We start from the raw sequence: 24,364 nt of genomic DNA, 5'->3' as shown, positions 1-24,364 counted from the left end.
ATGATCGAAGTGCGCCTGCAACTGCAGTATTCCGGGTTTGCCCTGGACGTGGACCTGAAGCTGCCGGGGCGGGGCGTCACCGCACTCTACGGGCACTCCGGCTCGGGCAAGACCACCTGCCTGCGCTGCATTGCCGGGTTGGAGCGGGCCGGTGATGGGTTTGTGCAAATCAACGAGCAGGTCTGGCAAGACAGCCGTAACGGGGTGTTTGTACCGCCGCACAAACGTGCCCTCGGTTATGTATTCCAGGAGGCCAGCCTGTTTCCCCACCTGTCGGTGCTGGCCAACCTGGAGTTCGGCCTCAAGCGTATCCCCAAGGCCCAACGCCGCGTGGACATGGCCCAGGCCACGCAACTGCTGGGCATTGGCCACCTGCTGGATCGCCATCCCGAGCATTTGTCCGGCGGTGAGCGCCAGCGCGTCGGCATCGCCCGTGCCCTGCTCACCAGCCCGCAATTGCTGCTGATGGACGAACCCCTGGCTGCCCTCGACAGCCAGCGCAAAGGCGAGATCCTGCCCTATCTGGAGCGCCTGCACGACCAACTGGAAATCCCGGTGCTGTACGTCAGCCATGCCCAGGATGAGGTGGCGCGCCTGGCCGATCACATTGTCCTGCTCAGCGAGGGCAAGGCCCTGGCCAGCGGCCCGATTGGCGAAACCCTGGCGCGGCTCGACCTGCCGCTGGCCCTGGGCGACGATGCCGGCGTGGTGATCAACGGCACGGTCAGCAGCCACGACGCCCACTACCAGTTGCTGACCCTGCAATTGCCCGACAGCCCATTGCAAATGCGCGTGGCCCATACACCGCTGGCGCCGGGCAAACACTTGCGGTTCAAGGTTCGCGCCCGGGATGTCAGCCTCAGCCTGCAACCCGGGGAGCACAGCAGTATTCTCAACTGCTTGCCCGTGACCGTGATCCAGGAGATCCCTGCCGATAACAGTGCCCATGTGCTGGTGCGGCTGGATGCTGCGGGCACGCCGTTGCTGGCGCGGATCACCCGTTACTCGCGGGACCAGTTGCACGTGCATCCCGGGCAGGCACTGTGGGCACAGATCAAGGCGGTCGCGGTACTGGCTTGAACGGACGGCACAACGCTGCGGTCAATCAGCCATACCGGCCTGATTTATTGCCAAGGACTTTGCCCCATGCCCGACTCCACCGTGCCTGCCGACCTGCCCCGTGACCTGCACTACGTTGATGACAGCCAACCGGGCCTGAGCCGCCGTAAACTGCGGGGCAAGTTCCAGTATTTCGACAGCCATGGCCAACGCCTGACCGACGCCGACGAAATCCAGCGGATCAACGCCCTCGCCATCCCGCCGGCCTATACCGACGTGTGGATCTGCGCCGACCCCAAGGGCCATCTGCAGGCTACCGGGCGCGATGCGCGCGGCCGCAAGCAATACCGTTATCACCCACGCTGGCGCGAGGTGCGCGACAGTGACAAGTATTCGCGCCTGCAGCAGTTCGGCAATGCGCTGCCCAAATTGCGCAAGCAACTGCAAGCGCAGGTCGACGCACCGGGCTTCAATCGGGAGAAAGTCCTGGCCACCGTGGTGTTGTTGCTCGATGCCACGCTGATCCGCGTCGGCAACAGCCAATACGCCCGCGATAACCGCTCCTATGGCCTGACCACCCTGCGCACCCGTCACGTGGATATCAAGGGCAGCGAAATCCAGTTCCAGTTCCGTGGCAAGAGCGGTGTCGAGCATCAGGTCAGCATCAAGGACCGGCGCCTGGCCACCGTGCTCAAGCGCTGCCTGGAGTTGCCGGGGCAGAACCTGTTCCAGTACCTGGACGAAAACGGCGAGCGGCGTACCGTCAGCTCCACCGACGTCAACGCCTACCTGCACAGCCTCACCGGCGCCGACTTTACCGCCAAGGACTATCGCACCTGGGCCGGCAGCGCCCTGGCCCTGGCGGTGTTGCGGGAGCTGGCGTGGCAACCGGAGTCGGATGCCAAAAGGCACGTGGTGGAGATGGTCAAGAACGTCGCCCGGCAACTGGGCAACACCCCGGCGGTGTGCCGCAAGTGCTACATCCACCCGGCGGTGCTGGAGCACTTCAGCCAGGGCGGGCTGGCGAAACTGCCCAGGCCCAGGGTGCGCAAGGGCTTGAAAGCCGAAGAGGTGGGGCTGGCGATGTTTCTTGAGCAACTGCAGACGGCGGCATCACCGATGTAGGAAAAATGACGCAACTGCGCTAGGCTACCGGTCCTTTCCGACCGCAGGACGACCGCCGACGTGAACAACTAAGCCTTCCAACATGTAAACGCAACGAGCCGCCTGGCGCGCTTGTTGGCTTGTGCCACATTGTTCTGGAGGTGCTGATGACTGACGTCAACCGGCTGCCTGTACTTGTTTCCTTGCATCACGTGGGTTTTCAGTTCGCCAATGGCGAGATTCTGCTGGAAGACCTCAACCTGTCTATTGATTACACCCCTACCGGAATTGTCGGCCGTAATGGCATGGGCAAGAGCGTATTGGCGCGCCTGCTGGCCGGCGTGCTTGTTCCGTCCTGTGGCGTGATCAAATCGTCGGCCCGTATCGCCTATGTCCCACAGACCATTGAGCTGTTACCGGGGCAGACCGTGGCCCAGGCCAGCGGTTGCGCACAAACCCTGGCCGCCCTTGAACGCATGGCCCGGGGTCAAGCGCAGGCTGACGACCTGGAACTGATTGATGATCGCTGGGACCTGGCCGAACGCCTGCGCCAGGCACTGGACGCCGCTGGCCTGGCCGAGATCAGCCCCGACCAGCCCGCCGAACAGCTCAGTGGCGGCCAACTGGCCAGGGTCGCGCTGATAGGTGCTTTACTTCGCGCCCCGCAATTGCTGATTCTCGACGAGCCCACCAACCACCTCGACAGCGCCGGTCGCGACTGGCTGCTGGCGACTCTCAACGCCTGGCGCGGCGCCCTGGTGGTGGTCAGTCATGACCGGCGCCTGCTCAACACCCTGGGGCGAATCATCGAGCTGTCGCCCCTCGGGGCCCGGCTCTACGGCGGCAACTACGACGACTACCGGGCGCAGCGCGATGCCCAGCAGCACGCCGCCCAGGCCGCCCTGGAACATGCCCGCCTAGATCGGCGCCGCGAGCGCCAGCGCCTGAAAAAAGACCTCGACAGCTTCCAGCGCCACGCCGCGAGCGCCCGTAAACATGCCGAGACCGCCAACGTCGATGCCTTCACCAAATCCCGCTGGAAAGGCGCCGCCAACGAAATCGTCAGCAACGTGCGCAGCGCCCATGTGCAACACAAACAGGTGTTGAACGAACGCGTGCGCTCGGCCCATGAACGGGTGGTGGACGAAACACCGACCTTCCTCGCCTTGCCCGGCACCCTCCTGCCTGCTGGCCGCCAAGTGCTAACCCTGACCGACTGCCAACTGCCCTGGCTCGCTCCCCACGCGCCGAGCACCTTTATCAACGCAAGCCTGTGTGGGCCGATACGGGTCGCAGTCCACGGGCCCAATGGTTGCGGCAAGTCCACCCTGCTCAAGCTGCTGGCCGGACAATGGCAACCGGTCAGCGGCGCCTGCACGGTGCACGTACCCTGTGCCTATCTCGATCAACAGTTGACGCTGCTCGATGACCGGCAGTCGATCGTCGAACAACTCAAACTGATGGGCACGCCCCTGGCCGAAGCCGAGCTGCGCACCCGCCTGGCCCTGTTGCAACTGGACGCATTGCGCGTAACCCAACCCATCGGCCAGCTCAGTGGCGGCGAGCGGTTGAAGGCCGCCATGGCGATTGCCTTATGGCGCAAGACCCCGGCGCAATTGCTGCTGCTGGACGAGCCCACCAACCATTTGGACCTGGAGTCGGTAATGGCCTTCGAACAGGCTTTGCAAGGGTTTAGCGGCGCGCTGATTGCGGTCTCCCATGACGCGGCATTTCTGCAGGCACTCAAGCCGACTCACGTCCTGACCTGGGACGCCATGGGCTGGCGCTTGGAGGTGAACTGAAGATGTTCCAAGTCATTGCAGTTCAGAGGAAAGCGTCCTACGGTAGTGGCCGGATAATCTCATTGAGGAACCTCCCGCCGTGCTGCCCTCCTCCCCGAAACCCTTGGTCAATACCGTCCTGCAGCATCAGCACAAATGGCGCGGGCGCATTGGCCTGACGCTGGTAGCCAGCCTCTCGGTACTGGCCGGCATGACTGACGCCATTGGCTTTATGGCCAGTGGCGATTTTGTCTCGTTCATGAGCGGCAACACCACGCGGCTGGCGGTGGCGATCAGTGAAGGCGACCTGGGGCTGACCGGACGTCTGACGCTGCTGGTGGCGACGTTTATTCTGGGGAACGCCCTGGGTGTGATCATCAGTCGGATCAGCAAGCGCCACGCGTTGCCGCTGTTGCTATGTATTGCCACGCTATTGTGCGGGGCAGCAGCGTGGCCGCTGGCCGAACAATTGCCTGCCGTGCTGGCCGCGATCATTGCCATGGGCATGCTCAATGCGGCGGTGGAACAGGTCAATGGCCTGCCCGTGGGGCTGACTTACGTGACCGGCGCGTTGTCGCGGTTCGGTCGGGGGCTGGGGCGCTGGATGCTGGGGGAGCGTCGCGATGGCTGGCGCGTACAGTTGATTCCCTGGGCCGGGATGTTTGTCGGCGCGGTGATCGGCGCTTTGCTGGAGCATCAGATGGGCATTCGCGCCCTGCTGGTCAGCGGCCTGCTGTCGGCGCTACTGGGTCTGCTGTCGCTGAAGATCCCACGGCGTTGGCACTTGGGTTATATGCCACGCTGAAAAGGTGCCCGCCCAACACAAGGCCTCGACGTCCATGTACTGGTAAAGAGCCATGATGTTGGGCGAGCGCGAGAATATTAAGGCAAAGCCGGCGGTGTGTCCGCCGGGCATTTCTGAAGAAATCTAAGGAAACAAACTACAGACAGGTCGCCAAGGCCGCCAGGCGACGCTTGGCAGCGAAATTATCTTCGGCTGCGTAGTAACTGACGGTGGTGCTGGCGCCGGCACTGCGCACATCGACAAAGTAGTCACCGCCCGTGGTGTAGACCGTATGACCACCGCCTTGCGCCGGCTCCATAAAGCCTCCGGCGTCGACGCCGAACACCGCTTCGTCCTGCCAACCGAACTGGATGCACTGGGCAACGACCAGCGCGGCCTTGTCAGAGGCCAGGGTTTTATAGGGCGCGCCTGCGCGTGCGTCTTTCATCTTCGAACCTGCGCAACCGGCCAGCGCCGCCAGGACCAACGCACCTATCACCACCTTCCGCATGCCATCGCTTCCTTGAAAAAAACGCGACTGTACCACTGCCTACAACAACCAGCGAAACAGATAGAACAGCGCCATGCTCGACAGCACCGTGGTCAAGACGCTGCGCGTCCAGAACATCAAGGCCACCGCGCAGATACCGGCCAGCAGGTAGGGGTTGGTGGGGCTCAGGTTGAGCTTGTGCTCGGCCAGGAAAATGATCGGCCCGCAGATTGCCGTCAACATGCCGGGCACCGCAAAACCGAGAAACTCCCGGGCGCCGCGATTCAGGCGAACCGGCAAGCGCGGCTCAAGAAACAGATAACGGTTGAAAAACACCGCCAGGCCCATGCCGATAATCATCACAAAAATCATCGCTGCCCCACTCCCAAGCGCTTGCAGGCATAGCCTGCACTCATGCCCAACAACCCCGAGACCACCACCGCCGACTCCCAGTGCCAGTAGCTGAGCAGCACCGAAAACAGCAGGGCCACCGCCACACACACCACCGTCGGCACATCACGCACCACCGGGGTGATCAAGGCGATAAAGGTCGCGGCGATGGAGAACTCCAGGCCCAGTTGATCGAGGTTGGGGATGCTCTTGCCGAGCACGATGCCGGCCAGGGTGAACAGGTTCCAGGCCACGTAGAACGTCAGGCCCACGCCCAGGGCATACCAGCGGTTGAAGGTCTGGCGGTCGTATTGGCTGACCAGGGCAAAGAACTCGTCGGTCAGCAAAAAGCCCAGGCTCATGCGCCACCGCGCCGGCAAAGGCGACAGGGTGCTGCGCATATGCATGCCATACAGCAGATGCTGAGAGGTCAGCAGCAAGGTGGTGAGCAAAATGGCGATCAGGCTCGCGCCGCTCTTGACCATGCCAATCGCCACCAACTGCGCCGCACCGGCAAACACAATGGCCGACAGACCCTGGCTTTCCAGCGGGGTGAACTGGGCGTCAATCGCCAGGGAACCGGCCAACAGGCCCCATGGGGCACAGGCCAGCGACAGGGGAATAACCGCAATCGCGCCACGGGCGAAAGCGTAATGCGGTAAGGCAGTAGGCATGGACAACAGGCTCATCGGCAAACAGCCCGTAAGCATGCCTGCCAGCGCAGCGATTGTCTTGAATGATCTTGCGCGCGGCTAAGCCGCCGATTCAGGCCAGCTTGACCGACACCCGCTCCACCGCATCCCTGGCCTCACGCAGTTCGTGGGCATCCTGGTTGAGCCGGTGGATGGTGTTGAGCAGGCGCTGGCGCAGCACTTCATCGCTGAGTTTTTCGACAGCGCGCATCAAATCGAAGGCCGCGGTTTCGTTGTTGTCCGCGACGGAATCGAGGGTCTTGCGCAGGTTGCGAGTGGCACGGGTCACACGTTTACTTCCTTTTTCATCAATGGCGGGCACTTTAGGACAGTTGTGTTTCATTTTAATTTCAGTCACTTACCGGCAATCCCCAGACCCTTGACCTGGATCAACGGGATATTCGTTGCCACTACATATGGATATCCGTATATTCGCATAATCATATGTTTAGTGGCGCCGATCATGAGCGATCCGTTCTCCCCCCCAGACGTTTTTAAATGCCTGGCCGATGCGACACGCATCAGGCTGATCTTGTTGATCCTGCGCGAAGGCGAGCTGTGCGTCTGCGAGCTGATCCATGCCCTGGATGACAGCCAGCCAAAAATTTCCCGTCACCTGGCCCAACTGCGCAGTTGCGCACTGCTGGTAGACCGTCGCCAGGGCCAGTGGATTTACTACCGCCTCAACCCCCAGTTGCCGCAATGGGTGAGCACGGTGCTGGAGACCACCTTGCAAGCCAATCAAGCCTGGCTGCAAAGCGACGCACAGCGCCTGGCGGCAATGGGTGACCGACCGCAACGCGCCAGCACCTGCTGCTGACCCCTGGAGAACACTTTTATGCTGATCGCCTTCGCGATATTTCTCGTCACCATTGTCTTGGTCATCTGGCAACCCAAAGGCCTGGGGGTTGGCTGGAGCGCATCCATAGGCGCGATCCTGGCCCTGGCTTGCGGCGTCATCAGCCTGGCGGACATCCCCGTGGTGTGGCAGATCATCTGGAATGCCACCGGCACCTTCGTCGCCCTGATCATCATCAGCCTGATCCTCGACGAGGCCGGCTTCTTCGCCTGGGCCGCGCTGCATGTCGCGCGCTGGGGGCGCGGCCGTGGCCGCCGGCTGTTCGCCTATATGGTGCTGCTGGGGGCGCTGGTCTCGGCACTGTTCGCCAATGACGGTGCGGCCCTGATCCTGACGCCGATTGTCATGTCGATGCTTCTGGCCCTGCGCTTCTCACCCGCCGCCACCCTGGCCTTCGTGATGGGCGCAGGGTTTATCGCCGACACCGCCAGCCTGCCGCTGGTGGTCTCCAACCTGGTGAATATCGTCTCGGCGGACTACTTCAACATCGGCTTCAACCAGTACGCGGCAGTGATGGTGCCAGTCAACCTGGTCAGCGTCGCCGCTACCCTGGCCGTGCTGCTGTGGTTCTTCCGTCGTGACATCCCGCACAGTTATGACCCCGCCGACCTGCCTGAACCGGCCAGTGCCATTCATGACCCGGCAACTTTCCACGCGGCCTGGTGGGTGCTGGGCATCCTGCTGGTCGGCTGCTTTGCCCTCGAACCCCTGGGTATTCCCATCAGCGCCATCTCGGCCGCCTGCGCCCTGCTCCTGCTGGTGATCGCCGCCAAAGGCCACAAGATTTCCACACGCAAGGTGCTCAAGGAAGCGCCCTGGCAGATCGTGATTTTCTCCCTGGGCATGTACCTGGTGGTCTACGGCCTGCGTAACGCCGGACTGACCACTTACCTCGCCACCTGGCTCAACACCTTCGCCGATTACGGCGTGTGGGGCGCGGCCCTGGGCACCGGGTTGCTGACGGCGCTGCTGTCTTCGGTGATGAACAACCTGCCGACGGTGCTGATCGGCGCGCTGTCCATCGAGGCCAGCCATGCCGTGGGCGTGGTCAAGGAGGCGATGATCTACGCCAACGTGATCGGCAGCGACCTGGGCCCGAAAATCACCCCTATCGGCAGCCTGGCGACGTTGCTCTGGCTGCATATCCTGGCGCGCAAGGGCATCCGTATTACGTGGGGGTACTACTTCAAGGTCGGCATCGTCCTGACCTTGCCGGTGCTATTGCTTACCCTGGCGGCGCTGGCCCTGCGCCTGAGTGTTTAACGGAGAATTGTCATGAAAGTCCTGTTCATCTGCACCGCCAACAGCTGCCGCAGTATCCTCAGCGAAGCCCTGTTCAACCACCTGGCCCCGCCAGGGTTCCATGCCATCAGCGCCGGGAGCTTTCCCAAGGGCCAGGTCCTGCCACGCAGCCTGAGTACATTGCAGGCCGCGGGCATCAGCACCGACGGTTTGTACAGCAAGGGCAACGAGGCCTTTGCAGACAGCCCACCCGACATTGTGATCAGCGTGTGCGACAAAGCCGCCCAGGAAGCCTGCCCGGTGTACTTTGGCCCGGCAATCAAGGCGCATTGGGGGCTTGAGGATCCGTCGGACCTACACGGCGACGAGGCGCAGATTGACGCCGCCTTCCAGGCCACCCTGCAGATCATCGAAACCCGCTGCCGGGCGCTGTTCGACCTCCCGTTCAACCGCCTCGATGCGGCACAGATCAAGGCTGAGCTGGATCGTATTGGCTTGTTATAAGCGGAGAATGTCATGACCACCCTACCCAACCTCGACCTCACATTGAGCACCCCACTCCACGCTGACACCGCACAACGGCCACGGATTCTCCTGCTCTATGGTTCCAACCGTACGCGCTCTTTCAGCCGACTCCTGGTGGAAGAAGCGGCGCGCGTGCTTCAGCATCTAGGCGCCGAGACACGGATCTTCAACCCCGCCGGCCTGCCAATGCCGGACGATGCTCCGAACGATCACCCCAAGGTCCAGGAACTACTGGCCTTGATGCAATGGTCCGAAGGCCAGGTGTGGTGCTCACCGGAACGGCACGGCTCGATGTCAGCAGTGTTCAAGGCGCAAATCGACTGGGTACCCCTGGCACTGGGTGCCATCCGCCCAACCCAGGGCAAGACCCTGGCGGTGATGCAAGTCTGCGGCGGCTCGCAGTCTTTCAACACTGTCAACCAACTGCGCGTCCTGGGGCGCTGGATGCGTATGCTGACCATCCCCAACCAGTCATCTGTGCCCAAGGCCTTCATGGAGTTCGACGATCAGGACCGGATGAAACCTTCAGCCCTCTATGATCGCGTGGTGGATGTCATGGAAGAGTTGGTCAAGTTCACCCTGCTGGTGCGTGAGCATCCGGAACTGGTGCAGCGCTATTCTGAGCGCAAGGAAGATGCTCAAGCGCTCTCTGACCGGGTCAATCAACGGTCGATCTGAACGCAGGTAAACGCGTATGCTTTGCTGCACCCGATGCCACTGAGCCCACCCCATGAGTTCCCTGCACCACGCCTGGCTGGGCCCTTACGAAATCAGCAGCACCACCTGCACCGGCCTGACCTTTGCCCGGCATAGCCACGACGAGTGCGTGATTGGCGTCAACCTGGTCGGCGCCGAGCAGGTGTGGCTGGACCGGCGCACCTTCGAGGCCGGGCCGGGCAGTATCACCCTGTACAACCCCGGCCAGATCCAGGGCGGCGGCGCGGCCGAGGGGGCACCCTGGCACTTTGTCAGCCTGTACGCCGGGGCCGATCGCCTGGCCACCGACCTTGGGCTGGCGCACCTGGAGTTCGATCGTGCGCTGTGCTTTGCCCCGGAACTGGCGGCGCAACTGGCCCAGGCCGCCAAGGGCGCATTAAGCGCCGACCCACTGGTTTGCGGGCTGAGTGAAGACGCCCTGGTGTTGCTGCTGGGCGAAGTGGTCAGGCTCAGTGGTGTGCGCCTGCCCAGTAGCGCCAGCGCCGGGTCGGGGATGGTGGCCCAGGCTCAGGAACTACTCGCTGCGCAGTTACATCAAGGCGTGGCGCTGGATACCCTGGGCGACGAGTTGGGCCTGTCGAAATTCCACGTCCTGCGCACCTTTCAGAAAGAAACCGGCCTGAGCCCCCGGCAGTGGGCCATGCAGTTGCGTACCCGCCGAGCAAAAGGCCTGCTGCGCAGCGGCCTGAGCGCCGCTGAAGTCGCCCATGAAGTGGGCTTTGCCGACCAGAGCCACCTCAACCGGCACTTCCGTGCGGCGTATGGTATTACCCCTGGCCGTTATCAGAGCGCAATCCGGTCCAAGACAACTCAGCGCCCGCAGCCGCAAACTGACCTGTAGCAGCCGACGTGTCGGCGAAGGTGCGTGATTGATTTTTGGGGGGGGTGATGCTGACAATCTTTTTTTCCGCGCTGGTCTTCGGCTTTGTATTTTGCCTGTCCCCTGGCGCAGTGCTGGCAGAAACCCTGCGCCGCGGCCTGCTGCATGGGTTCGCCCCGGCATTGCTGGTGCAGGTCGGGTCGCTGGTGGGCGATGCGACCTGGGCGGTGATCGGCCTGACCGGCATGGCCCTGCTGATCCAGCACGACGCGGTACGCGTGCCCCTGACCGCCGTTTGCGCGCTGTACCTGGCCTGGCTCGGTCTGCGCAGCCTGCTGGATGCCTGGCACCTGCCGCAACCCGACAGCGCCCCGGCCAGCACCGGGCGCAACGCGCTGATGGTCGGCGCAACCCTCTCCTTGGCCAACCCGAAGAACATTGTGTACTGGGGCGCCCTGGGCAGTGCCCTGGCAGGCATCGTCGGCACCACCCCGAGTCACGGTCAGACCCTGATGTTTTTCGCCGGTTTTATGCTGGCGTCGATCCTGTCGTGTTTTCTGATTGCGGGCTTGGTGAATGTCTTGCGAAAGAACGCCTCGCCAACTTGGCAGCGAATCAGCCATGGCGCCTGCGGCCTGGCATTGATGTATCTGGCGTTATTGGCCGCCTACAGTGTATGAACTTATATATAACGCCAATCTGAATGAAGTCTGAACAAGCGCCCAAACAAGTTCATTATTGATTGACATCCCCTACCTGCCTGAGTAGATTGCCCGTGCCTGCAACTCGGGCCTTATTTCAACCTCACAAAAGAAGCCAATGGACACAGTATCTAGTCGCTGTCCGCTCCCCGTGAATACAGGGGGCGGACGCCAAACCCAGAGTAAAGACGGGACTCGCCTTCCAGGCCGGGTTAGCTGCGCTAGAGCTTGATGCTCCAACGTAACTGCCTTGAGCCGGCGCCAGTCCGGTCCCGAGGTGTGTTATGAATTTCCAGACCCTTGTTCTACCTGATGTACGCACGCTGGCTTCAGCCCTGCGTGCCACGCCGTGCCGTGTTTCCCGGGGCATTGCCCCCGCGCGCACGGCCCTCGCCTGCCCCTCCCCGCGTATCAGCCCGGTGCACCTGCGTGCTCACTGGCGCCTGTGCCCCACCACCGGCCACCTGGTCCAGCAATGGGACCATGCCGACCCTCAAGATCCACAGAGACGGAACGTTTCCAGCCTGCCTGTTCACGTGCGCCTGTTGTTGAGCGCGCACGCGGCATAAGCCGACTGGAAACAGCAACTTCCTGATAGTTGGTCAATTAATTAACTGGCGTTCTTTGCGAACTAAGCCAGCGGCAGTTTTCTGCGCGCCCGTTAATTAACTCACCTCTTTAAAGTTATTAGAACTGATCGCAAAAAATTGCGACTCGGCATGTTCGTGCTCGCCTGCCCACCAGGCAAGTAATGAGTATGTCGACAGGAGTACACACTATGAGCGCCGTAAAAACCACGCAACTGCCCAACAAGCACCGCGCCACCCATGACAGCAAACTGTCGATGCGTGCCGCCCGCGAAGCGCAAAACGGCCTGGCGGCCACCCTGGCCAACGTCCGGGCGACCAAGGACGGCCTGACCGAACTGGATGCCAGCGCCCGCCTGCAACGCGAAGGCTATAACGAAGTGGCCCACGACAAGCCGCCACACGCTGTCGTGCAATTCCTCCAGGCCCTGAACAACCCTTTTATCTATGTGCTGCTGACCCTGGCGGTGATCAGTTTTGTCACCGACTACTGGCTGCCGCTGCGCGCCGGTGAGGACGTCGACCTGACCAAGGTCATTATCATCATGACCATGGTCGCCCTGAGCAGCCTGCTGCGCTTCTGGCAGGAGCATCGCTCGGCCAAATCCGCCGAGGCGCTGAAGGCCATGGTGCGCACCACCGCCACGGTGCTGCGCCGCGAGCAGGTCGGCGCCCAACCCATCCTGCGCGAAGTGCCGATGCGTGAACTGGTGGCCGGCGATATCGTGCAGTTGTCGGCCGGCGACATGATCCCGGCCGATATCCGCCTGATCGAGTCCCGCGACCTGTTTATCAGCCAGGCCGTGCTGACCGGCGAAGCCTTGCCCGTGGAAAAATACGACACCCTGGGCGACGTCACGCAAAAATCCGCCACCCTCAGCGCCGCCGACCAGAGCAACCTGCTGGATCTGCCCAACATCTGCTTCATGGGCACCAACGTGGTCAGCGGCCGCGCCCAGGCAGTGGTGGTGGCGACCGGGCCACGCACCTATTTCGGCTCGCTGGCCAAGGCCATCGTCGGCTCCCGGGTGCAGACCGCCTTTGACCGTGGGGTGAACAGCGTCAGTTGGCTGCTGATCCGCTTTATGCTGGTGATGGTGCCCATCGTGTTTTTCCTCAATGGCTTTTCCAAGGGCGACTGGGGCGACGCGTTCCTGTTTGCCCTGGCGGTGGCCGTGGGCCTGACCCCGGAAATGCTGCCGATGATCGTCAGCGCCAACCTGGCCAAGGGCGCGAATGCCATGGCCAAGCGCAAAGTGGTGGTCAAGCGCCTCAACGCGATCCAGAACTTCGGTTCGATGGACGTGCTGTGCACCGACAAGACCGGCACCCTGACCCAGGACAAAATCATCCTCGAGCACCACGTCAACGCCTTCGGCCAGCGGGACGACCAGGTGCTGTCCCTGGCCTGGCTTAACAGCCATCATCAAAGCGGCATGAAGAACCTGATGGACCAGGCGGTGCTCGCGTTTTCCCAGCACAACCCCAAGTTCCAGGTGCCGTTTGCCTACAGCAAGGTCGATGAACTGCCCTTCGACTTTGTTCGTCGGCGCCTGTCGATTGTCGTCAAGGACAGCCACGGCGATCACCTGCTGGTGTGCAAGGGTGCCGTGGAAGAAATGCTCGCTATCGCCACCCATGTGATGGAAGGCGCGAGCGCCGTGGCTCTGGACGAGCGTCGTCGCCAGGAACTGCTGAACACCGCCAACGAGTTCAACGAGGACGGCTTCCGCGTGCTGGTGGTGGCCACCCGCAACATTCCCAAGGCCCTGGCGCGCCAGCAATACACCCCCACCGATGAACGCAACCTGGTGATCCACGGCTTCCTGACTTTCCTCGATCCACCGAAGGAAACCGCCGGCCCGGCGATTGCTGCGCTGCAAGAGATCGGAGTCGCGGTCAAAGTGCTGACCGGCGATAACGCCGTGGTCACCCGCACCATCTGCCGCCAGGTTGGCCTGGAGCCTGGCGAGCCGCTGCTCGGCGTGGATATCGAAGCCATGGACGATGCGACCCTCCAGCAGGAGGTTGAGCAACGCACGGTGTTCGCCAAGCTGACGCCGCTGCAAAAATCCCGGGTGCTCAAGGCTTTGCAGGCCAATGGTCACACCGTGGGTTTCCTCGGCGACGGCATCAACGATGCACCAGCCCTGCGCGATGCCGACGTCGGCATCTCGGTGGACAGCGCGACTGATATTGCCAAGGAATCGGCCGACATCATCCTCCTGGAAAAGAGCCTGATGGTGCTCGAAGAAGGTGTGCTTAAAGGGCGCGAGACCTTCGGCAATATCATGAAGTACCTGAACATGACGGCCAGTTCCAACTTCGGCAACGTGTTCTCGGTGCTGGTGGCCAGTGCGTTCATCCCTTTCATGCCGATGCTGGCGATCCACTTGCTGCTGCAGAACCTGATGTATGACATCTCCCAACTGGCCCTGCCGTGGGACAAGATGGACAAGGAGTACCTGGCCAAGCCCCGCAAGTGGGACGCGCAGAACATCGGGCGCTTTATGATCTGGATCGGGCCGACCTCGTCGATCTTCGACATCACCACCTTTGCCCTGATGTGGTACGTGTTTGCGGCCAATAGTGTGGAAATGCAGACCCTGTTCCAGTCCGGCTGGTTCGTCGAAGGGCTGCTCTCCCAGACCCTGGTGGTGCATATGTTGCGCACCCGCAAGATCCCATTCTTCCAGAGCACCGCCGCCTGGCCGGTGTTGATGATGACCAGCCTGGTCATCGCCCTGGGGATCTATGTGCCCTTCTCGCCCCTGGGCACGATCGTGGGCCTGCAACCCTTGCCTTGGGCCTACTTCCCTTGGCTGGTCGGCACCTTGCTCGCCTACTGCTGTGTGGCACAGCTGATGAAGACGATCTACATCCGCCGCTTCAAGCAGTGGTACTGAGTTTGCTGTTGTGACCGGGCTGGGTGTGGCAGACAGGTTTGCCACACCCAGCCCACTCCAACAGCACCATCGCTACAGATAATTCTGTTCATTTGGAGCATGACCCCATGCACAAACACACCTTCCTTGCTGCCTTTGACTGGCTACCGGCATCGCGGCAACGGGCGCTGCGGCGCAACCTGATTTTTATCGGCGCCTTCCTGGTGCTCGGCCTGCTGTCCAAGGCCTTCGCCGCCGGTGGTTCCTATGTGGTGGACGATGGCGCCATCAACGCCCCCGGCGAATGCAATATCGACGGAGGCTACACCCGCTCGACATCGCACACCACCCTCTCCGCCGCCTGCACATCCCGCGCAATGCCCAACCTGCAATGGGGCGCCGCCCTCGAGGATGACCCTGAGCAGACCCAGCTCAGCCCGCAGTTCAAGGGCTCATTGTGGGCCTGGCAGGATGCCGGCGTGGAGATCGCCTGGGCGGCGGCAGCGCATATCGCGGTGGATCGCCGGCACCCATTCGACGGCGCAGACCTGAGCCTGCCGCTGACCTGGCAAGCGTCTCAGACGCTACGCTTGAACCTCAACGCCGGCTGGGCCCATGCCTATGACGATGGCGAACAAAACCACCGACTGACCTGGGGCACAGGCCTGGAATACCGCTTGGCGAACTCGTTGACGCTATTGGCAGAACGCTATGGCCAACAAGGCGGCGACCAGGCCTGGCAAGCCGGGCCGCGGGTGCATTTGGGTCAGCAAGTCGATGTGGACCTGGTGGTCGGACGCAACCTGACCGGGGATCGCGACCGCTGGCTGACGACCGGGGCTACCCTACGGTTCTGAAACACTGGAGGGAGATCAATGTGGGAGCTGTCGAGCTTCAGCGAGGCTGCGATGGCGGCGGTACTGCTGGCATTGATGCTGGCTGAGCCACCACTATCGCAGCCTCGCTGGGGCTCGACAGCTCCCACAGGGTTTATCGGGGTTTGCGGGATCTGTGTTCTCGAACGCGGGCGCCCTACAGCGAACACGTTATGCCAGCTGGCACAAAATAATGTGGGAGCTGTCGAGCCCCGGCGAGGCTGCGATGGCGGCGGTATGGCTGGCATTGATGTTGGCTGAGCCACCACTATCGCAGCCGCACTAGGGCTCTGCAGCAAGCACACGCTTCAAGTTGCCTCGGTATCAGGCCGGTTTGGCTTGCTGCTCAAGGTGCAGTTGCAGCTCCGGCTCGATGCCCAGCGCACCTGCCAACTCGTCCAGGTAGTTTCGCTCGGCGTCCTGTTGGTCATCCACCAACATGACGCTGGCCAGGTAGACCTCGGCAGCCACCGCCGGGTCATTGGCATATTCGGCAAAGTCGGTTGCATCCAGGGGCTTGGCGACTTGAGCGTCGAGCCATTGCTGCAAGTCCGGATCGTCGGTGTGGCGCCCAATCTCCTGGGAGATCAAGGCCTTTTCTTTCTCATCAATCCGCCCATCCGCCTTGGCCGCCGCGATCAATGCACGCAGTACCGCATGGCTATGGGCCTCGACGTCGGCGCCAGACAACTGGTCAACCGTCTGCAGCGTCTGTTGCGGCGCCGAGGCCTGTTGCCGTTGCCAGGCCTGATACGCCTGGAACGCCATCATCCCCAGTGACGCCAGGGCCGCGTAGTTGGCACCGCCAGTGCGCGCGCGGGTCGATCCGCTCGCCTGGGTCCCGCCCAACATGCCACCCAGGCCACCCAGCAGATCGCCGAGGCCGCCACCGCCCGACGCCGTTGCGGAGCCGCCGCCGCGCAGCAACCCACCGAGCAGGCCGCCCAAGCCACCGAGCCCTCCCGCGCCACCCTGGGGTGCCGCCGAGCCGCCTTGCTGCGCCATCGAGGCTTGGCCTGCACGGAGCAGTTGTTCCAGTAGAGCACTGGTGTTCATGGTATCGCCCTCCTTTGGGCTGTGCGCCAGACAATCAACAATAGTCCCTGGAACCGGTAACGCCAAGGCCGCCCAGCAGGCACGGAGTTGGCGACCTGAACGCGCCCCAGCAAACCCGGCGCCGGCCTTTAGCCACCGTGAGAATTCTTCAGATTCGGCACACCAAGACGGGTGGTGAACGTCAGCGCGCGCGTGGGGTCAGAAATATAAGGGCTCGGCCTCAATCGGCCTGGCCTTGAGCGCGAGCATCAACAGATTAGCGGTGCCGCGTACCCTCACAGAAGGAGACGCTGACATGGTCACTCACTTCAAGGTCGCGGGGCACCTCGCTTGCGGCCATCACGGCAATAACCTGACGTCCACGGTGGAACTGAACCGGGTTAAATGCCGCACCTGCCGCAACACCGATGCCTACAAGGAAGCCCGCCGTAACCAGCGCAACGCATCGCGCCGCGCGGCACGCAGAGCCCGCTCCGGTAGCCCCCACAATGACTGGCGCAGCGCCTGGACCCAACGCCTGACCGAGCTGCCCGGCCTGCAGCGCCTACCACGCGGGTTCAGCGGCCAGCCCTTCGTCTGACCCGGTGCGGGGGCCGCAAATCCGGCCCCCTCCAAGGTTATGGGGTCGGCCGTGGCCGGGCCTTGTAGCCCGGCAAGGTCGCGGCATAGGCCAGCGCCTGTTCGCGGGAGCTGAATGAAGCCAGTCGATCATCCTTGGTGCAGACGCGCCATGGGCCGCTATTGACCCGGACAATTTCATAGCCATTGAGCTGCATCTTGTTCAACAGGGGAACGCTCATAGTCACCTCTCCTCTTCCAGAGATAATCCACGGGTTGCCCGGTCCACCATACTCCCGATCCCGGCCCTGCGGCCTACCGAACGTCGCTGACTGCCGTTCGCGCTCAACATGATCCCGCCAAGGGTCCACAGACGATCGGGCTGAGTTTCAACCAGGCATTTATGGTAAAAAACAGCGGCATCAAGTCAACGCACAAACCCTTCCCCTTGATAGCAATGGAGGCTTCATGAAACTGGTTGGCATGCTGGACTCGCCGTATGTACGCCGCGTGGCGATTGCCCTGGATCTGTATGGGGTGGACTTTGAGCAGCAATCCCTCTCGGTGTTCAGCACCTTCGACGAATTCGCCAGGATCAACCCGGTGGTCAAGGCCCCGACCCTGGTGCTGGACGACGGGACGGTGCTGATGGACTCCAGCCTGATCCTGGATTATTTCGAAACCTTGGCACCAGCCGATAAAAAACTCTTGCCCCAAACTGCTGCGGCCCGTGCACGGGACCTGCAAGTGATCGGCCTGGCATTGGCCGCCTGTGACAAGAGCGTGCAGATTTACTACGAGCACAACCTGCGGCCCGCAGAGAAGCTGCATGCACCATGGCTCGATCGAGTAACCGGGCAACTGCTGGCGGCCTATTCGGGCCTGGAAAAACTCTTGGCCAACGCTCCAGGCGAGCCCTTGACCCAGGCGTCGTTGAGCGTCGCGGTGGCGTGGTCCTTTAGCCAGTACGCGGTGCCCTCGGTGGTCAAGGCCGATGACTTTCCCAACCTGCAACGCCACGCCCAGTTGGCCGAGCAACACCCGGCATTCGGCAAATACCCTATCGAATAGGCAGTAGCGCCGCACCGATCAACCCCGCCAACCCCAGCAGGCACGCCAGGCCAACGCCATAGGCCAGGGTGCGCCAGGGTTGGCGGCGACCCAGGTACATCAAGGTATGTAGCACCCGCGCGACGGTGAACAGGGCAAACAGCCAGGCCGTCGCCACCCCATGGGTGCCCAACGCCACGCACAACCCGCCCAGCGCGAAGAACAGCGGAATATTCTCCAGGTCATTGGCCCAGGCCCTGCTTGCCCGGCTGACGGCGGACAGTTCGTGCACCAGGGCATCGCGCTTGAAAAAACCGGCATCCTCGGGGTTGGTGAACGCCCGGTGCCTGAGGCGGAAAAACCCCTGGTAACAGGAAATCGCCAGCATCTTGGCAAATAACACCAGCACGCACAGGGCAAACACATACAGGCTGCTGCTCATTGCCGGCCCCTGGCAAAGCCGTTGACCACGATGTACAGCAGCGGGCCGACTGAGACAAAGACCGCCGTCAGCAGCCAATAAGGCAACACACTGGCCAGGGACCGGCCCTTGGCCCGGGCGTCGCGGTACATCCACACACACGCCAGGGCCGCCATCAGGTACAGGTCGATCACCACCTGGGCGGTATCGGGCCTGGATAGCAGCTCAAGGCCGAACGCCAGCAGCGACTGCTCGGCCCAGAGCAGGGTGCCCAGGGTGTACAGGGAGAACGCCAGCAGGCTAGCGAGGGCGATGTAGGGTCTGTGCATAGTGTCCACCACGCAGGATTGGGCAAGCCGCAGATTAGTGATAACGTCGCCGCCATCTCAATGACCTGCGAGGTCATGGACGCCCCCCGCCCCGCCCTGCCAGAGTCCATCCATGAACCGCCCACCCTTCCCCCGCGCCAACCCCGAGACCGACGCCGGCACCCAACTGCGGCTGTTGCGCCGTCAGGCGAAGTTGAGCCAATTGCAGCTGGCGCTGATCAGTGGCATTTCCCAGCGCCACTTGAGCTGTATCGAAACCGGCCGCGCCAAGGCCAGCCCGGGCACCTTGCATAACCTGCTCAGCGCCCTCGAGGTGCCCCTGGAGCAGTGCAACAGCCTGTTCCTGGCCGCCGGCTACGCCCCGCGCTATGAAGCCACGCCGCTCGCAGCGCCGGCAATGGATGCCATTCGGGATGCCATCAGCCATGTACTGAAGGCCAACAATCCGGCGCCGGCGATCGTGCTGGGCAGTCACTGGGAAGTGCTCGCCGCCAATGCCAGCACCCAGGTGTTGTTCGACCTGGTGGGTTTGGCGCCAGACGCGGCACGAGGCCTGAACCTGCTGACCACCCTGCTGCAACCGGGGGGGCTGGGCGACCATCTGCTCAATGCCGACGAGATCCGCAACCTCGCCTGGCAACGGGCTGCCCGTGAAGCACTGGGTAACCCGACCCTGGCCACGCTGCTGCAAAGCCTGCCCGTGCCGCACGGCTCGACACCCCTGGCCAATCAACTGCCGCCGCTGGTGCTGACCCGCGTGAATTCACGGCATGGCCAGCTGGATTTCATGTCCACCTTCACCACGTTCGGCATGCCCCAGGACATCACCGTCACCTCATTGCGCATCGAGCACCTGATCCCGGCCAATCCCCACACTTGGCAGGTCATGACCGCAGCCTACGAACACTTCCTGAACCGCTAGGCGTCGCTGATCAGAACTTGGTCACCACGCCCATGCGCAACGTGCGCCCCGGCGCCGGCATAAAGCTCTGGGCCAGCGGGTCCAGGTAGTAACGGTTCGTCAGGTTGTCCAGCGACACGTTGAACTGGGTGTGGTCTTGCCATTTGTAGTCGAGGAACAGGTCCACCAGCGCCACTTCGCGATAAACCAGCTGCGGCGTGGTGGCGCCGGTCTGCCAGGATTTGTCGGCGGTGACGGTCGGGCCCGAGGTGTAAGTCAGGCGCCCGCCCACGGTCAGGGTCTGGTCAAAGAAGCGCAGGCCCGAGGTCAGGTTACCGGCGACCCGTGGTGGGTTCTGGGTGTTGGTGTACGAGCCCATGAAGCTGCCCGCGGTGCAGTTGGGGGTGTCGTCAAGCTTCCGCCAAGGGTTGGAACTGGCCCGCAGGCGCGCGGCGAAGGCCGAGTCACAGGTTTCGGTCTTCAGGTAGTAGGTCGAGGACAGGTCGGCAAAGACCCAACCGGCATCGTATTTCGATTGCAGTTCCAGGCCGCTGGTCTTGAAGCTGTCGGTATTGCTGAAGTTCATCAGGCCCATCAGGCCAGGGCTTGGGTCGTAGTAGCGGGTCACGTAGTTCTTGATGGTGTTATTGAAGTACGCCAGCTTGATCGCCGCCGTGTCGTTGTCCGCCAGCAGGCCTTTTTGCAGGGTGCTCGCGCCGATTTCCCAGTTGCTCGAACGCTCCGGTTTCAGGCCCTTGCCAGGCATGGTCTGCAGGGTGCCCTGGCTGGTTTCGAACAGCGAGGGCATGCGCAGGCCCTGGGTGTACGAGGCATAGATGAAAGTATCCGGAGCGATCTCGTAGTTGATGCCGATGGCCGGCGAAAAGGCGCCCTTGCTGTCGCTCTGCTTGCCCGAATAGGTGTAGCCGGTGACCACTTCGCCCACCTGCGACGGATAGACGAGTGTGCCAACGCCCCCATAGTCGTTGTAGCGCGGGCCATCAAACGGGTTGTTGGTGTCGCTGAACACAATCCCGTTATTCAGGCGCGGGTCGGTGGCGTCGGTGTATTGGCCGTTGGCGTCGGGGAACCACAGCATATTGCCGTAGCTGCCCGGCTTGATCACGTTCACGTAGCGCAACTCACGCTCCTCGCGCTGGGCGGTCGCGTGCGGTACATGGTCCTTGGTGCGGTAGTAGGTATAGCGCCCGCCGCCCCACACCGTCAGCTCATCCACCGGTTTGTACTCCAGCTTGCCGTTGAGGCTGAATTCCTTGCGCGAACCGTCACGCAGGCTGCGGTTGGCGTTGATATCGTTCTGTGTGGTGACCACGCTCTTTTGCGGCTGCAGTTCCTCGAGCTGGAACGAGCCGCCCAGGTCCAGCTTGAAATCGCCATAGTGCGTATCAAAACGCGAGGTATTGGCCAGTTCACCACCGATGCGTCGGTCATCCTGGCGCGTCCAGTTGCGGTCCGAACGATAGGCCTGGGATTTGGGCGCCAGCACCGAGGTCAACTGGCTGGTCTTGGCATCGGTCATCCACAGGCTGGTCGTCAGGTCCACCAGCATATTGCCCGTGGGCAGGTAGTGATAGCGGGCGGTGTAGGTGTCGATCTTGGTGCTGCCGCGCGGGTACTGGTAGATACCGCCGGTGCCGAAACGGAAGATGTCCGAGGGCATGATCTCGCCTATGCGCCCATCGTAACGGATGTAGCCGAAGTCGAAGGTGTGGTCATCGGCCGGGCGCAGGGTGGTCTTGAGCAGGATCGACTCGGTCTCTGCCGAGGAGTTGAGCACCTCTTCGCCGGCGTTGTAGGTAGTGGCCACCGTCATGTTTTCCTGGCCATAGCGGTCAAAGGTGCGGTAGCGGTCCTGGCCGTGCTTGCCGGAGAAGTAGTTGCCCTGGTTGCGATGGGCGTAGGCGGCCACCACATCAAACAGGTCATGGGTATAGGCAAACGCCGCGCTGCCCGATTCCGAGTCGGAACCGAACAGGCCGCCACGGTTCTGGTGCGGTTCGGAGTACAGGTCCTCGGTGGTCGAATGGCTGTTGCGCGAGGCCGGCTCGACGCCGTTGTTCCACAGATCGCCCTTCAAGCGCAGGCCCACGTTCTTGCCGTCGCGCAGGATGTCATCGACACCCAGGGTGCGGATTGCCACCGTGCCGCCGATGGCGCTGGAGGTCAGGCTGGGGCCTTTGTCGATGGACACGTCGCTGATCAGGTCGGGGTCGATGTAGCTGCGCTGTTGCGTGCCCGCATAGCCGCGATAGACATCCAGCGCCTGCTGCGAACCGTCAACCGTGACCGCGACCCGGCTTTGCCCCTGGATCCCGCGGATATTCACATCCAGGCCACCGCCATTACGGCTGTCACCCACCTGCACCCCCGGCTGGCCCTTGAGCAGGTCGCCGGCGGAGATCACGCCAAAGCGGCGCACTTCTTCGTTGGAGATATACACCAACGAACGTGGCTCGGTGTACACCGCTTTTTTCTCAAGGTCATCGCCAGTGACTTTCTGCGACGGCAGCACCACGGCACTGGTCGCCGGATGCAGTTCAAAGCTGCCATCGGCCTGGCGCTGAAAACTCAAGCCCGTGCCCGCCAATAACTTTGCCAGGCCGGCTTCGGTGCTGAAATCGCCGTGCAGGCCGTTGCTGCGCTTGCCCGCCGTCAGCGTCGAGCTGCCCGCCATGCTGATACCCGCCTGCACGCCGAAGCGCGAGAGTGCCTGGTCCAGCGGGCCAGCTTCGATGCTGTAGGGCTGGCGCTCGGCCTGGGCGAAAACCGCCGTGCTGTACAGCGGTTGCAGGCTGAGTAACAACAGACCCAATGTGCGGGTGCGCAAGACACTTGCGGGAGAAATCATGCAGGGCTCCTAGAGGTGAAGGCCCACCTGTTTCGGTGGGTTATTCCTAGAGGCCAAGCGAGTCTGGAAAAACTACGGGGGGAACGTAAAAAAATATTCAGACCGGCACCACAGTCACCCAATAGCGGGTCCGCCGCTCGATACGCACGGGTAATGCATGGGCGACCAACGCCAACGCCGCATCGGTATCGTCCAACTGGAAGCTGCCAGTCACGCGCAACGCCGCGACCTGCTCGCTGCATCGCAAGACGCCCGGCCGGTAACGGGACAGTTCGGCCAGCAGCACATCCAGGCGCATGCGCTCGGCAGGCAAAATCCCGCGCAGCCAGGCCTGAGCCAGAAACCCATCGGTTTGCCGTGGCGTGCCCACACCCTGGCGATCGACCTGGGTCTGCCAACCTGCCGCCACTGATACCGGTGCCGAGTGGCGCAGCGAACTCACCTCGACCAGCCCGCGCAATACGGTAATCCACGTGCCCTGCTGATCATGGCGCACCAGCAGATTGGCGTCCTGGCTACGCAGCAGCGCATCCGGTGTGAGCAGTTGCAGCGGGCGCGATTCAACCCGAGCATCCAGCGCCACTTCGCCCTCGATCAACTGCACGCGACGCAGCTGCGCGCTGAAGTCCAGGCTGACAGCGCTGGCAGTGTTCAACCACAGAGAGCTGCCATCGGCCAGGGTCCAGCGGCGGCGCTCGCCGGTGGCCGTGCGGTACGTGGCAAAGGCTGCGCGCACCAGGGTCGATTCCGCGCCCTGCCAGGACAAGCCACCGAGCAGGCCCAGGCCCAATAAGCACTTGAGCACCTGCCGGCGCCGTGCCGGATCGGCCCCGGCCGCCTCCAATGCCCGCCGCGCGGTGACATCGGCCAACAGGTTGGCGCCGGGCTGGAGCATCAGCGGCAGACTGGCGACGCGTTGCCAGGCGTATTCGTGCTCGGCGTTTGCCTGGCGCCAATGCTGCAACGCCTGCTGCTCGGCCGGGCTCATCATTCCGGACTGCACGCGGACGATCCAGTCGATGGCCGTCTCGCGGACTTTCGGTGCAACCGGCTTACCAGTCATTCAAAACGGCTCGCGTAGCACACGCTGAAAGCCTTGCCCATCGCCCGTTGCACCTGGGCCACGCTCAAGCTCAACTGCGTGGCGATCTGCGGGTACGTCAGGCCATCGAGCTGGGACAGGAAGAAGATCTTGCGCACCTGCATCGACAGGCCCACCAGCAGCGAGTCGAGCTGCAGCAGGGTTTCGATCATCAGGTAGCGGGTCTCGGGCGATGGCTCCTCACCTTCCGGGCGGGCGGCGAGTGCTTCCAGGTAAGCCCGCTCAATCGCCTGGCGGCGCCAGCGGTTGATCAGCAAGCCATTGGCAATCGCCGCCAGAAACGCCATGGGCTGGCGCAACTCCCGCACATCCTGCTGCGTGCGCAACACCCGGATAAACGTGTCGTGGGCCAAGTCTTCGGCATCGGCGCAGTGCCCCAGGCGCCGCTGCAACCAGCTGCGCAACCAGGGGTGATGACGGGTATAGAGTTGTTCGACGGGCGAGACGAGACTGTCGTCGTACATGTCAGGTCCAATGAGCAGCGAATGATAATACTTCTCATTTTAGTGTCTGGACCTGATGCTTGTACAGCCTCGACTGCTCCCATAGGGGATCTCTAACCTTACA

The 24,364-nt window shown here is 62.6% G+C and carries 27 protein-coding genes; 16 read left to right on the top strand and 11 right to left on the bottom strand.

Features of this window, described 5'->3' with window-relative positions:
• The 4 genes from modC to HU773_RS12785 all read left to right on the top strand — a co-directional run bounded on the left by modC (position 1) and on the right by HU773_RS12785 (position 4,749).
• On the top strand, positions 1-1,080 hold the full coding sequence (gene modC, locus HU773_RS12800) for a molybdenum ABC transporter ATP-binding protein (protein WP_128593753.1): 1,080 nt from the start codon (positions 1-3) through the stop codon (positions 1,078-1,080).
• 66 nt (positions 1,081-1,146) lie between these two features.
• On the top strand, positions 1,147-2,184 hold the full coding sequence (locus HU773_RS12795; RefSeq protein WP_057440040.1) for a DNA topoisomerase IB: 1,038 nt from the start codon (positions 1,147-1,149) through the stop codon (positions 2,182-2,184).
• 146 nt (positions 2,185-2,330) lie between these two features.
• Positions 2,331-3,965 (top strand): ABC-F family ATP-binding cassette domain-containing protein, encoded by a 1,635-nt coding sequence (locus tag HU773_RS12790; protein WP_186626202.1) that lies wholly within the window; start codon positions 2,331-2,333, stop codon positions 3,963-3,965.
• Positions 3,966-4,044: 79 nt separating this feature from the next.
• Positions 4,045-4,749: a YoaK family protein gene (locus HU773_RS12785; RefSeq protein WP_057959594.1), complete on the top strand. Its 705-nt coding sequence runs from the start codon at positions 4,045-4,047 to the stop codon at positions 4,747-4,749.
• A gap of 136 nt (positions 4,750-4,885) precedes the next feature.
• Here HU773_RS12785 and HU773_RS12780 read toward each other — a convergent pair whose 3' ends face one another.
• From HU773_RS12780 to HU773_RS12765, 4 genes are all read right to left on the bottom strand, one after another.
• A complete protein-coding gene (locus HU773_RS12780; protein WP_057440037.1) occupies positions 4,886-5,239 on the bottom strand; it encodes a hypothetical protein in 354 nt (117 codons plus the stop codon).
• A 39-nt stretch (positions 5,240-5,278) separates the two neighbouring features.
• On the bottom strand, positions 5,279-5,590 hold the full coding sequence (locus HU773_RS12775) for an AzlD domain-containing protein (RefSeq protein WP_057440036.1): 312 nt from the start codon (positions 5,588-5,590) through the stop codon (positions 5,279-5,281).
• Positions 5,587-6,282, bottom strand: coding sequence for an AzlC family ABC transporter permease (locus HU773_RS12770; RefSeq protein ID WP_186626203.1), 696 nt, complete (start codon positions 6,280-6,282; stop codon positions 5,587-5,589). Before HU773_RS12770 ends, HU773_RS12775 begins: the two co-directional genes overlap by 4 nt.
• A 91-nt stretch (positions 6,283-6,373) precedes the next feature.
• Positions 6,374-6,589, bottom strand: coding sequence for a hypothetical protein (locus tag HU773_RS12765; RefSeq protein ID WP_003212603.1), 216 nt, complete (start codon positions 6,587-6,589; stop codon positions 6,374-6,376).
• Between the two features lie 174 nt (positions 6,590-6,763).
• Between HU773_RS12765 and HU773_RS12760 the strand changes: the two genes are divergently transcribed.
• The 9 genes from HU773_RS12760 to HU773_RS12720 all read left to right on the top strand — a co-directional run bounded on the left by HU773_RS12760 (position 6,764) and on the right by HU773_RS12720 (position 15,493).
• A complete protein-coding gene (locus HU773_RS12760) occupies positions 6,764-7,120 on the top strand; it encodes a metalloregulator ArsR/SmtB family transcription factor (RefSeq protein WP_057444819.1) in 357 nt (118 codons plus the stop codon).
• A gap of 18 nt (positions 7,121-7,138) precedes the next feature.
• A complete protein-coding gene (locus HU773_RS12755; RefSeq protein WP_057440035.1) occupies positions 7,139-8,422 on the top strand; it encodes an arsenic transporter in 1,284 nt (427 codons plus the stop codon).
• A 12-nt stretch (positions 8,423-8,434) separates the two neighbouring features.
• A complete protein-coding gene (locus HU773_RS12750; RefSeq protein ID WP_057440034.1) occupies positions 8,435-8,905 on the top strand; it encodes an arsenate reductase ArsC in 471 nt (156 codons plus the stop codon).
• A gap of 12 nt (positions 8,906-8,917) precedes the next feature.
• Positions 8,918-9,604: an arsenical resistance protein ArsH gene (arsH, locus tag HU773_RS12745; RefSeq protein ID WP_057440033.1), complete on the top strand. Its 687-nt coding sequence runs from the start codon at positions 8,918-8,920 to the stop codon at positions 9,602-9,604.
• Positions 9,605-9,656: 52 nt separating this feature from the next.
• Positions 9,657-10,484, top strand: coding sequence for an AraC family transcriptional regulator (locus HU773_RS12740; protein WP_057959591.1), 828 nt, complete (start codon positions 9,657-9,659; stop codon positions 10,482-10,484).
• Between the two features lie 47 nt (positions 10,485-10,531).
• Entirely contained in the window at positions 10,532-11,143 is a 612-nt protein-coding gene (locus HU773_RS12735; RefSeq protein WP_057959590.1) for a LysE family transporter, read from the top strand.
• 305 nt (positions 11,144-11,448) lie between these two features.
• Positions 11,449-11,733, top strand: a complete 285-nt coding sequence (locus HU773_RS12730; protein ID WP_081044239.1) for a hypothetical protein — start codon at positions 11,449-11,451, stop codon at positions 11,731-11,733.
• Between the two features lie 209 nt (positions 11,734-11,942).
• Complete coding sequence (gene mgtA, locus HU773_RS12725; RefSeq protein ID WP_186626204.1) at positions 11,943-14,657, top strand: magnesium-translocating P-type ATPase; 2,715 nt, start codon at positions 11,943-11,945, stop codon at positions 14,655-14,657.
• A 107-nt stretch (positions 14,658-14,764) separates the two neighbouring features.
• Positions 14,765-15,493 carry a PA4824 family protein gene (locus HU773_RS12720; protein WP_128593755.1) on the top strand — a complete coding sequence of 243 codons (729 nt, stop codon included), beginning with the start codon at positions 14,765-14,767 and terminating at the stop codon, positions 15,491-15,493.
• 342 nt (positions 15,494-15,835) lie between these two features.
• Here HU773_RS12720 and HU773_RS12715 read toward each other — a convergent pair whose 3' ends face one another.
• The gene (locus HU773_RS12715; RefSeq protein WP_057959587.1) at positions 15,836-16,567 is read right to left on the bottom strand and encodes a tellurite resistance TerB family protein; all 732 of its coding nucleotides are present in this window, start codon (positions 16,565-16,567) and stop codon (positions 15,836-15,838) included.
• 295 nt (positions 16,568-16,862) lie between these two features.
• Here HU773_RS12715 and HU773_RS12710 point away from each other — a divergent pair, with 295 nt between their 5' ends.
• Positions 16,863-17,147: a hypothetical protein gene (locus HU773_RS12710; protein WP_057440027.1), complete on the top strand. Its 285-nt coding sequence runs from the start codon at positions 16,863-16,865 to the stop codon at positions 17,145-17,147.
• A 37-nt stretch (positions 17,148-17,184) separates the two neighbouring features.
• On the opposite strand, the gene HU773_RS12705 is transcribed toward HU773_RS12710, so the two are convergent.
• The gene (locus tag HU773_RS12705; RefSeq protein WP_057440026.1) at positions 17,185-17,367 is read right to left on the bottom strand and encodes a hypothetical protein; all 183 of its coding nucleotides are present in this window, start codon (positions 17,365-17,367) and stop codon (positions 17,185-17,187) included.
• Positions 17,368-17,593: 226 nt separating this feature from the next.
• Between HU773_RS12705 and HU773_RS12700 the strand changes: the two genes are divergently transcribed.
• Positions 17,594-18,196, top strand: coding sequence for a glutathione S-transferase family protein (locus HU773_RS12700; protein WP_057959586.1), 603 nt, complete (start codon positions 17,594-17,596; stop codon positions 18,194-18,196).
• Here HU773_RS12700 and HU773_RS12695 read toward each other — a convergent pair.
• Entirely contained in the window at positions 18,186-18,617 is a 432-nt protein-coding gene (locus HU773_RS12695) for an MAPEG family protein (RefSeq protein ID WP_186626205.1), read from the bottom strand. The genes HU773_RS12700 and HU773_RS12695 overlap by 11 nt on opposite strands.
• Positions 18,614-18,925: a hypothetical protein gene (locus tag HU773_RS12690; RefSeq protein ID WP_057959584.1), complete on the bottom strand. Its 312-nt coding sequence runs from the start codon at positions 18,923-18,925 to the stop codon at positions 18,614-18,616. Before HU773_RS12690 ends, HU773_RS12695 begins: the two co-directional genes overlap by 4 nt.
• A gap of 112 nt (positions 18,926-19,037) precedes the next feature.
• Between HU773_RS12690 and HU773_RS12685 the strand changes: the two genes are divergently transcribed.
• The gene (locus HU773_RS12685; RefSeq protein ID WP_057959583.1) at positions 19,038-19,847 is read left to right on the top strand and encodes a helix-turn-helix domain-containing protein; all 810 of its coding nucleotides are present in this window, start codon (positions 19,038-19,040) and stop codon (positions 19,845-19,847) included.
• 10 nt (positions 19,848-19,857) lie between these two features.
• Here HU773_RS12685 and HU773_RS12680 read toward each other — a convergent pair whose 3' ends face one another.
• From HU773_RS12680 to HU773_RS12670, 3 genes are all read right to left on the bottom strand, one after another.
• Positions 19,858-22,695, bottom strand: a complete 2,838-nt coding sequence (locus tag HU773_RS12680; protein ID WP_186626206.1) for a TonB-dependent receptor — start codon at positions 22,693-22,695, stop codon at positions 19,858-19,860.
• A gap of 97 nt (positions 22,696-22,792) precedes the next feature.
• A complete protein-coding gene (locus tag HU773_RS12675) occupies positions 22,793-23,758 on the bottom strand; it encodes a FecR domain-containing protein (RefSeq protein WP_057959581.1) in 966 nt (321 codons plus the stop codon).
• Positions 23,755-24,261, bottom strand: a complete 507-nt coding sequence (locus HU773_RS12670; protein WP_057959580.1) for a sigma-70 family RNA polymerase sigma factor — start codon at positions 24,259-24,261, stop codon at positions 23,755-23,757. The genes HU773_RS12675 and HU773_RS12670 overlap by 4 nt, the downstream gene beginning before the upstream one ends.
• Positions 24,262-24,364: the final 103 nt, after the last annotated feature.

The organism is Pseudomonas shahriarae, from assembly GCF_014268455.2.
In the GTDB taxonomy this organism is placed as follows: Bacteria; Pseudomonadota; Gammaproteobacteria; order Pseudomonadales; family Pseudomonadaceae; genus Aquipseudomonas; species Aquipseudomonas shahriarae.
This window is presented reverse-complemented; position numbering and strand designations above follow the sequence as displayed.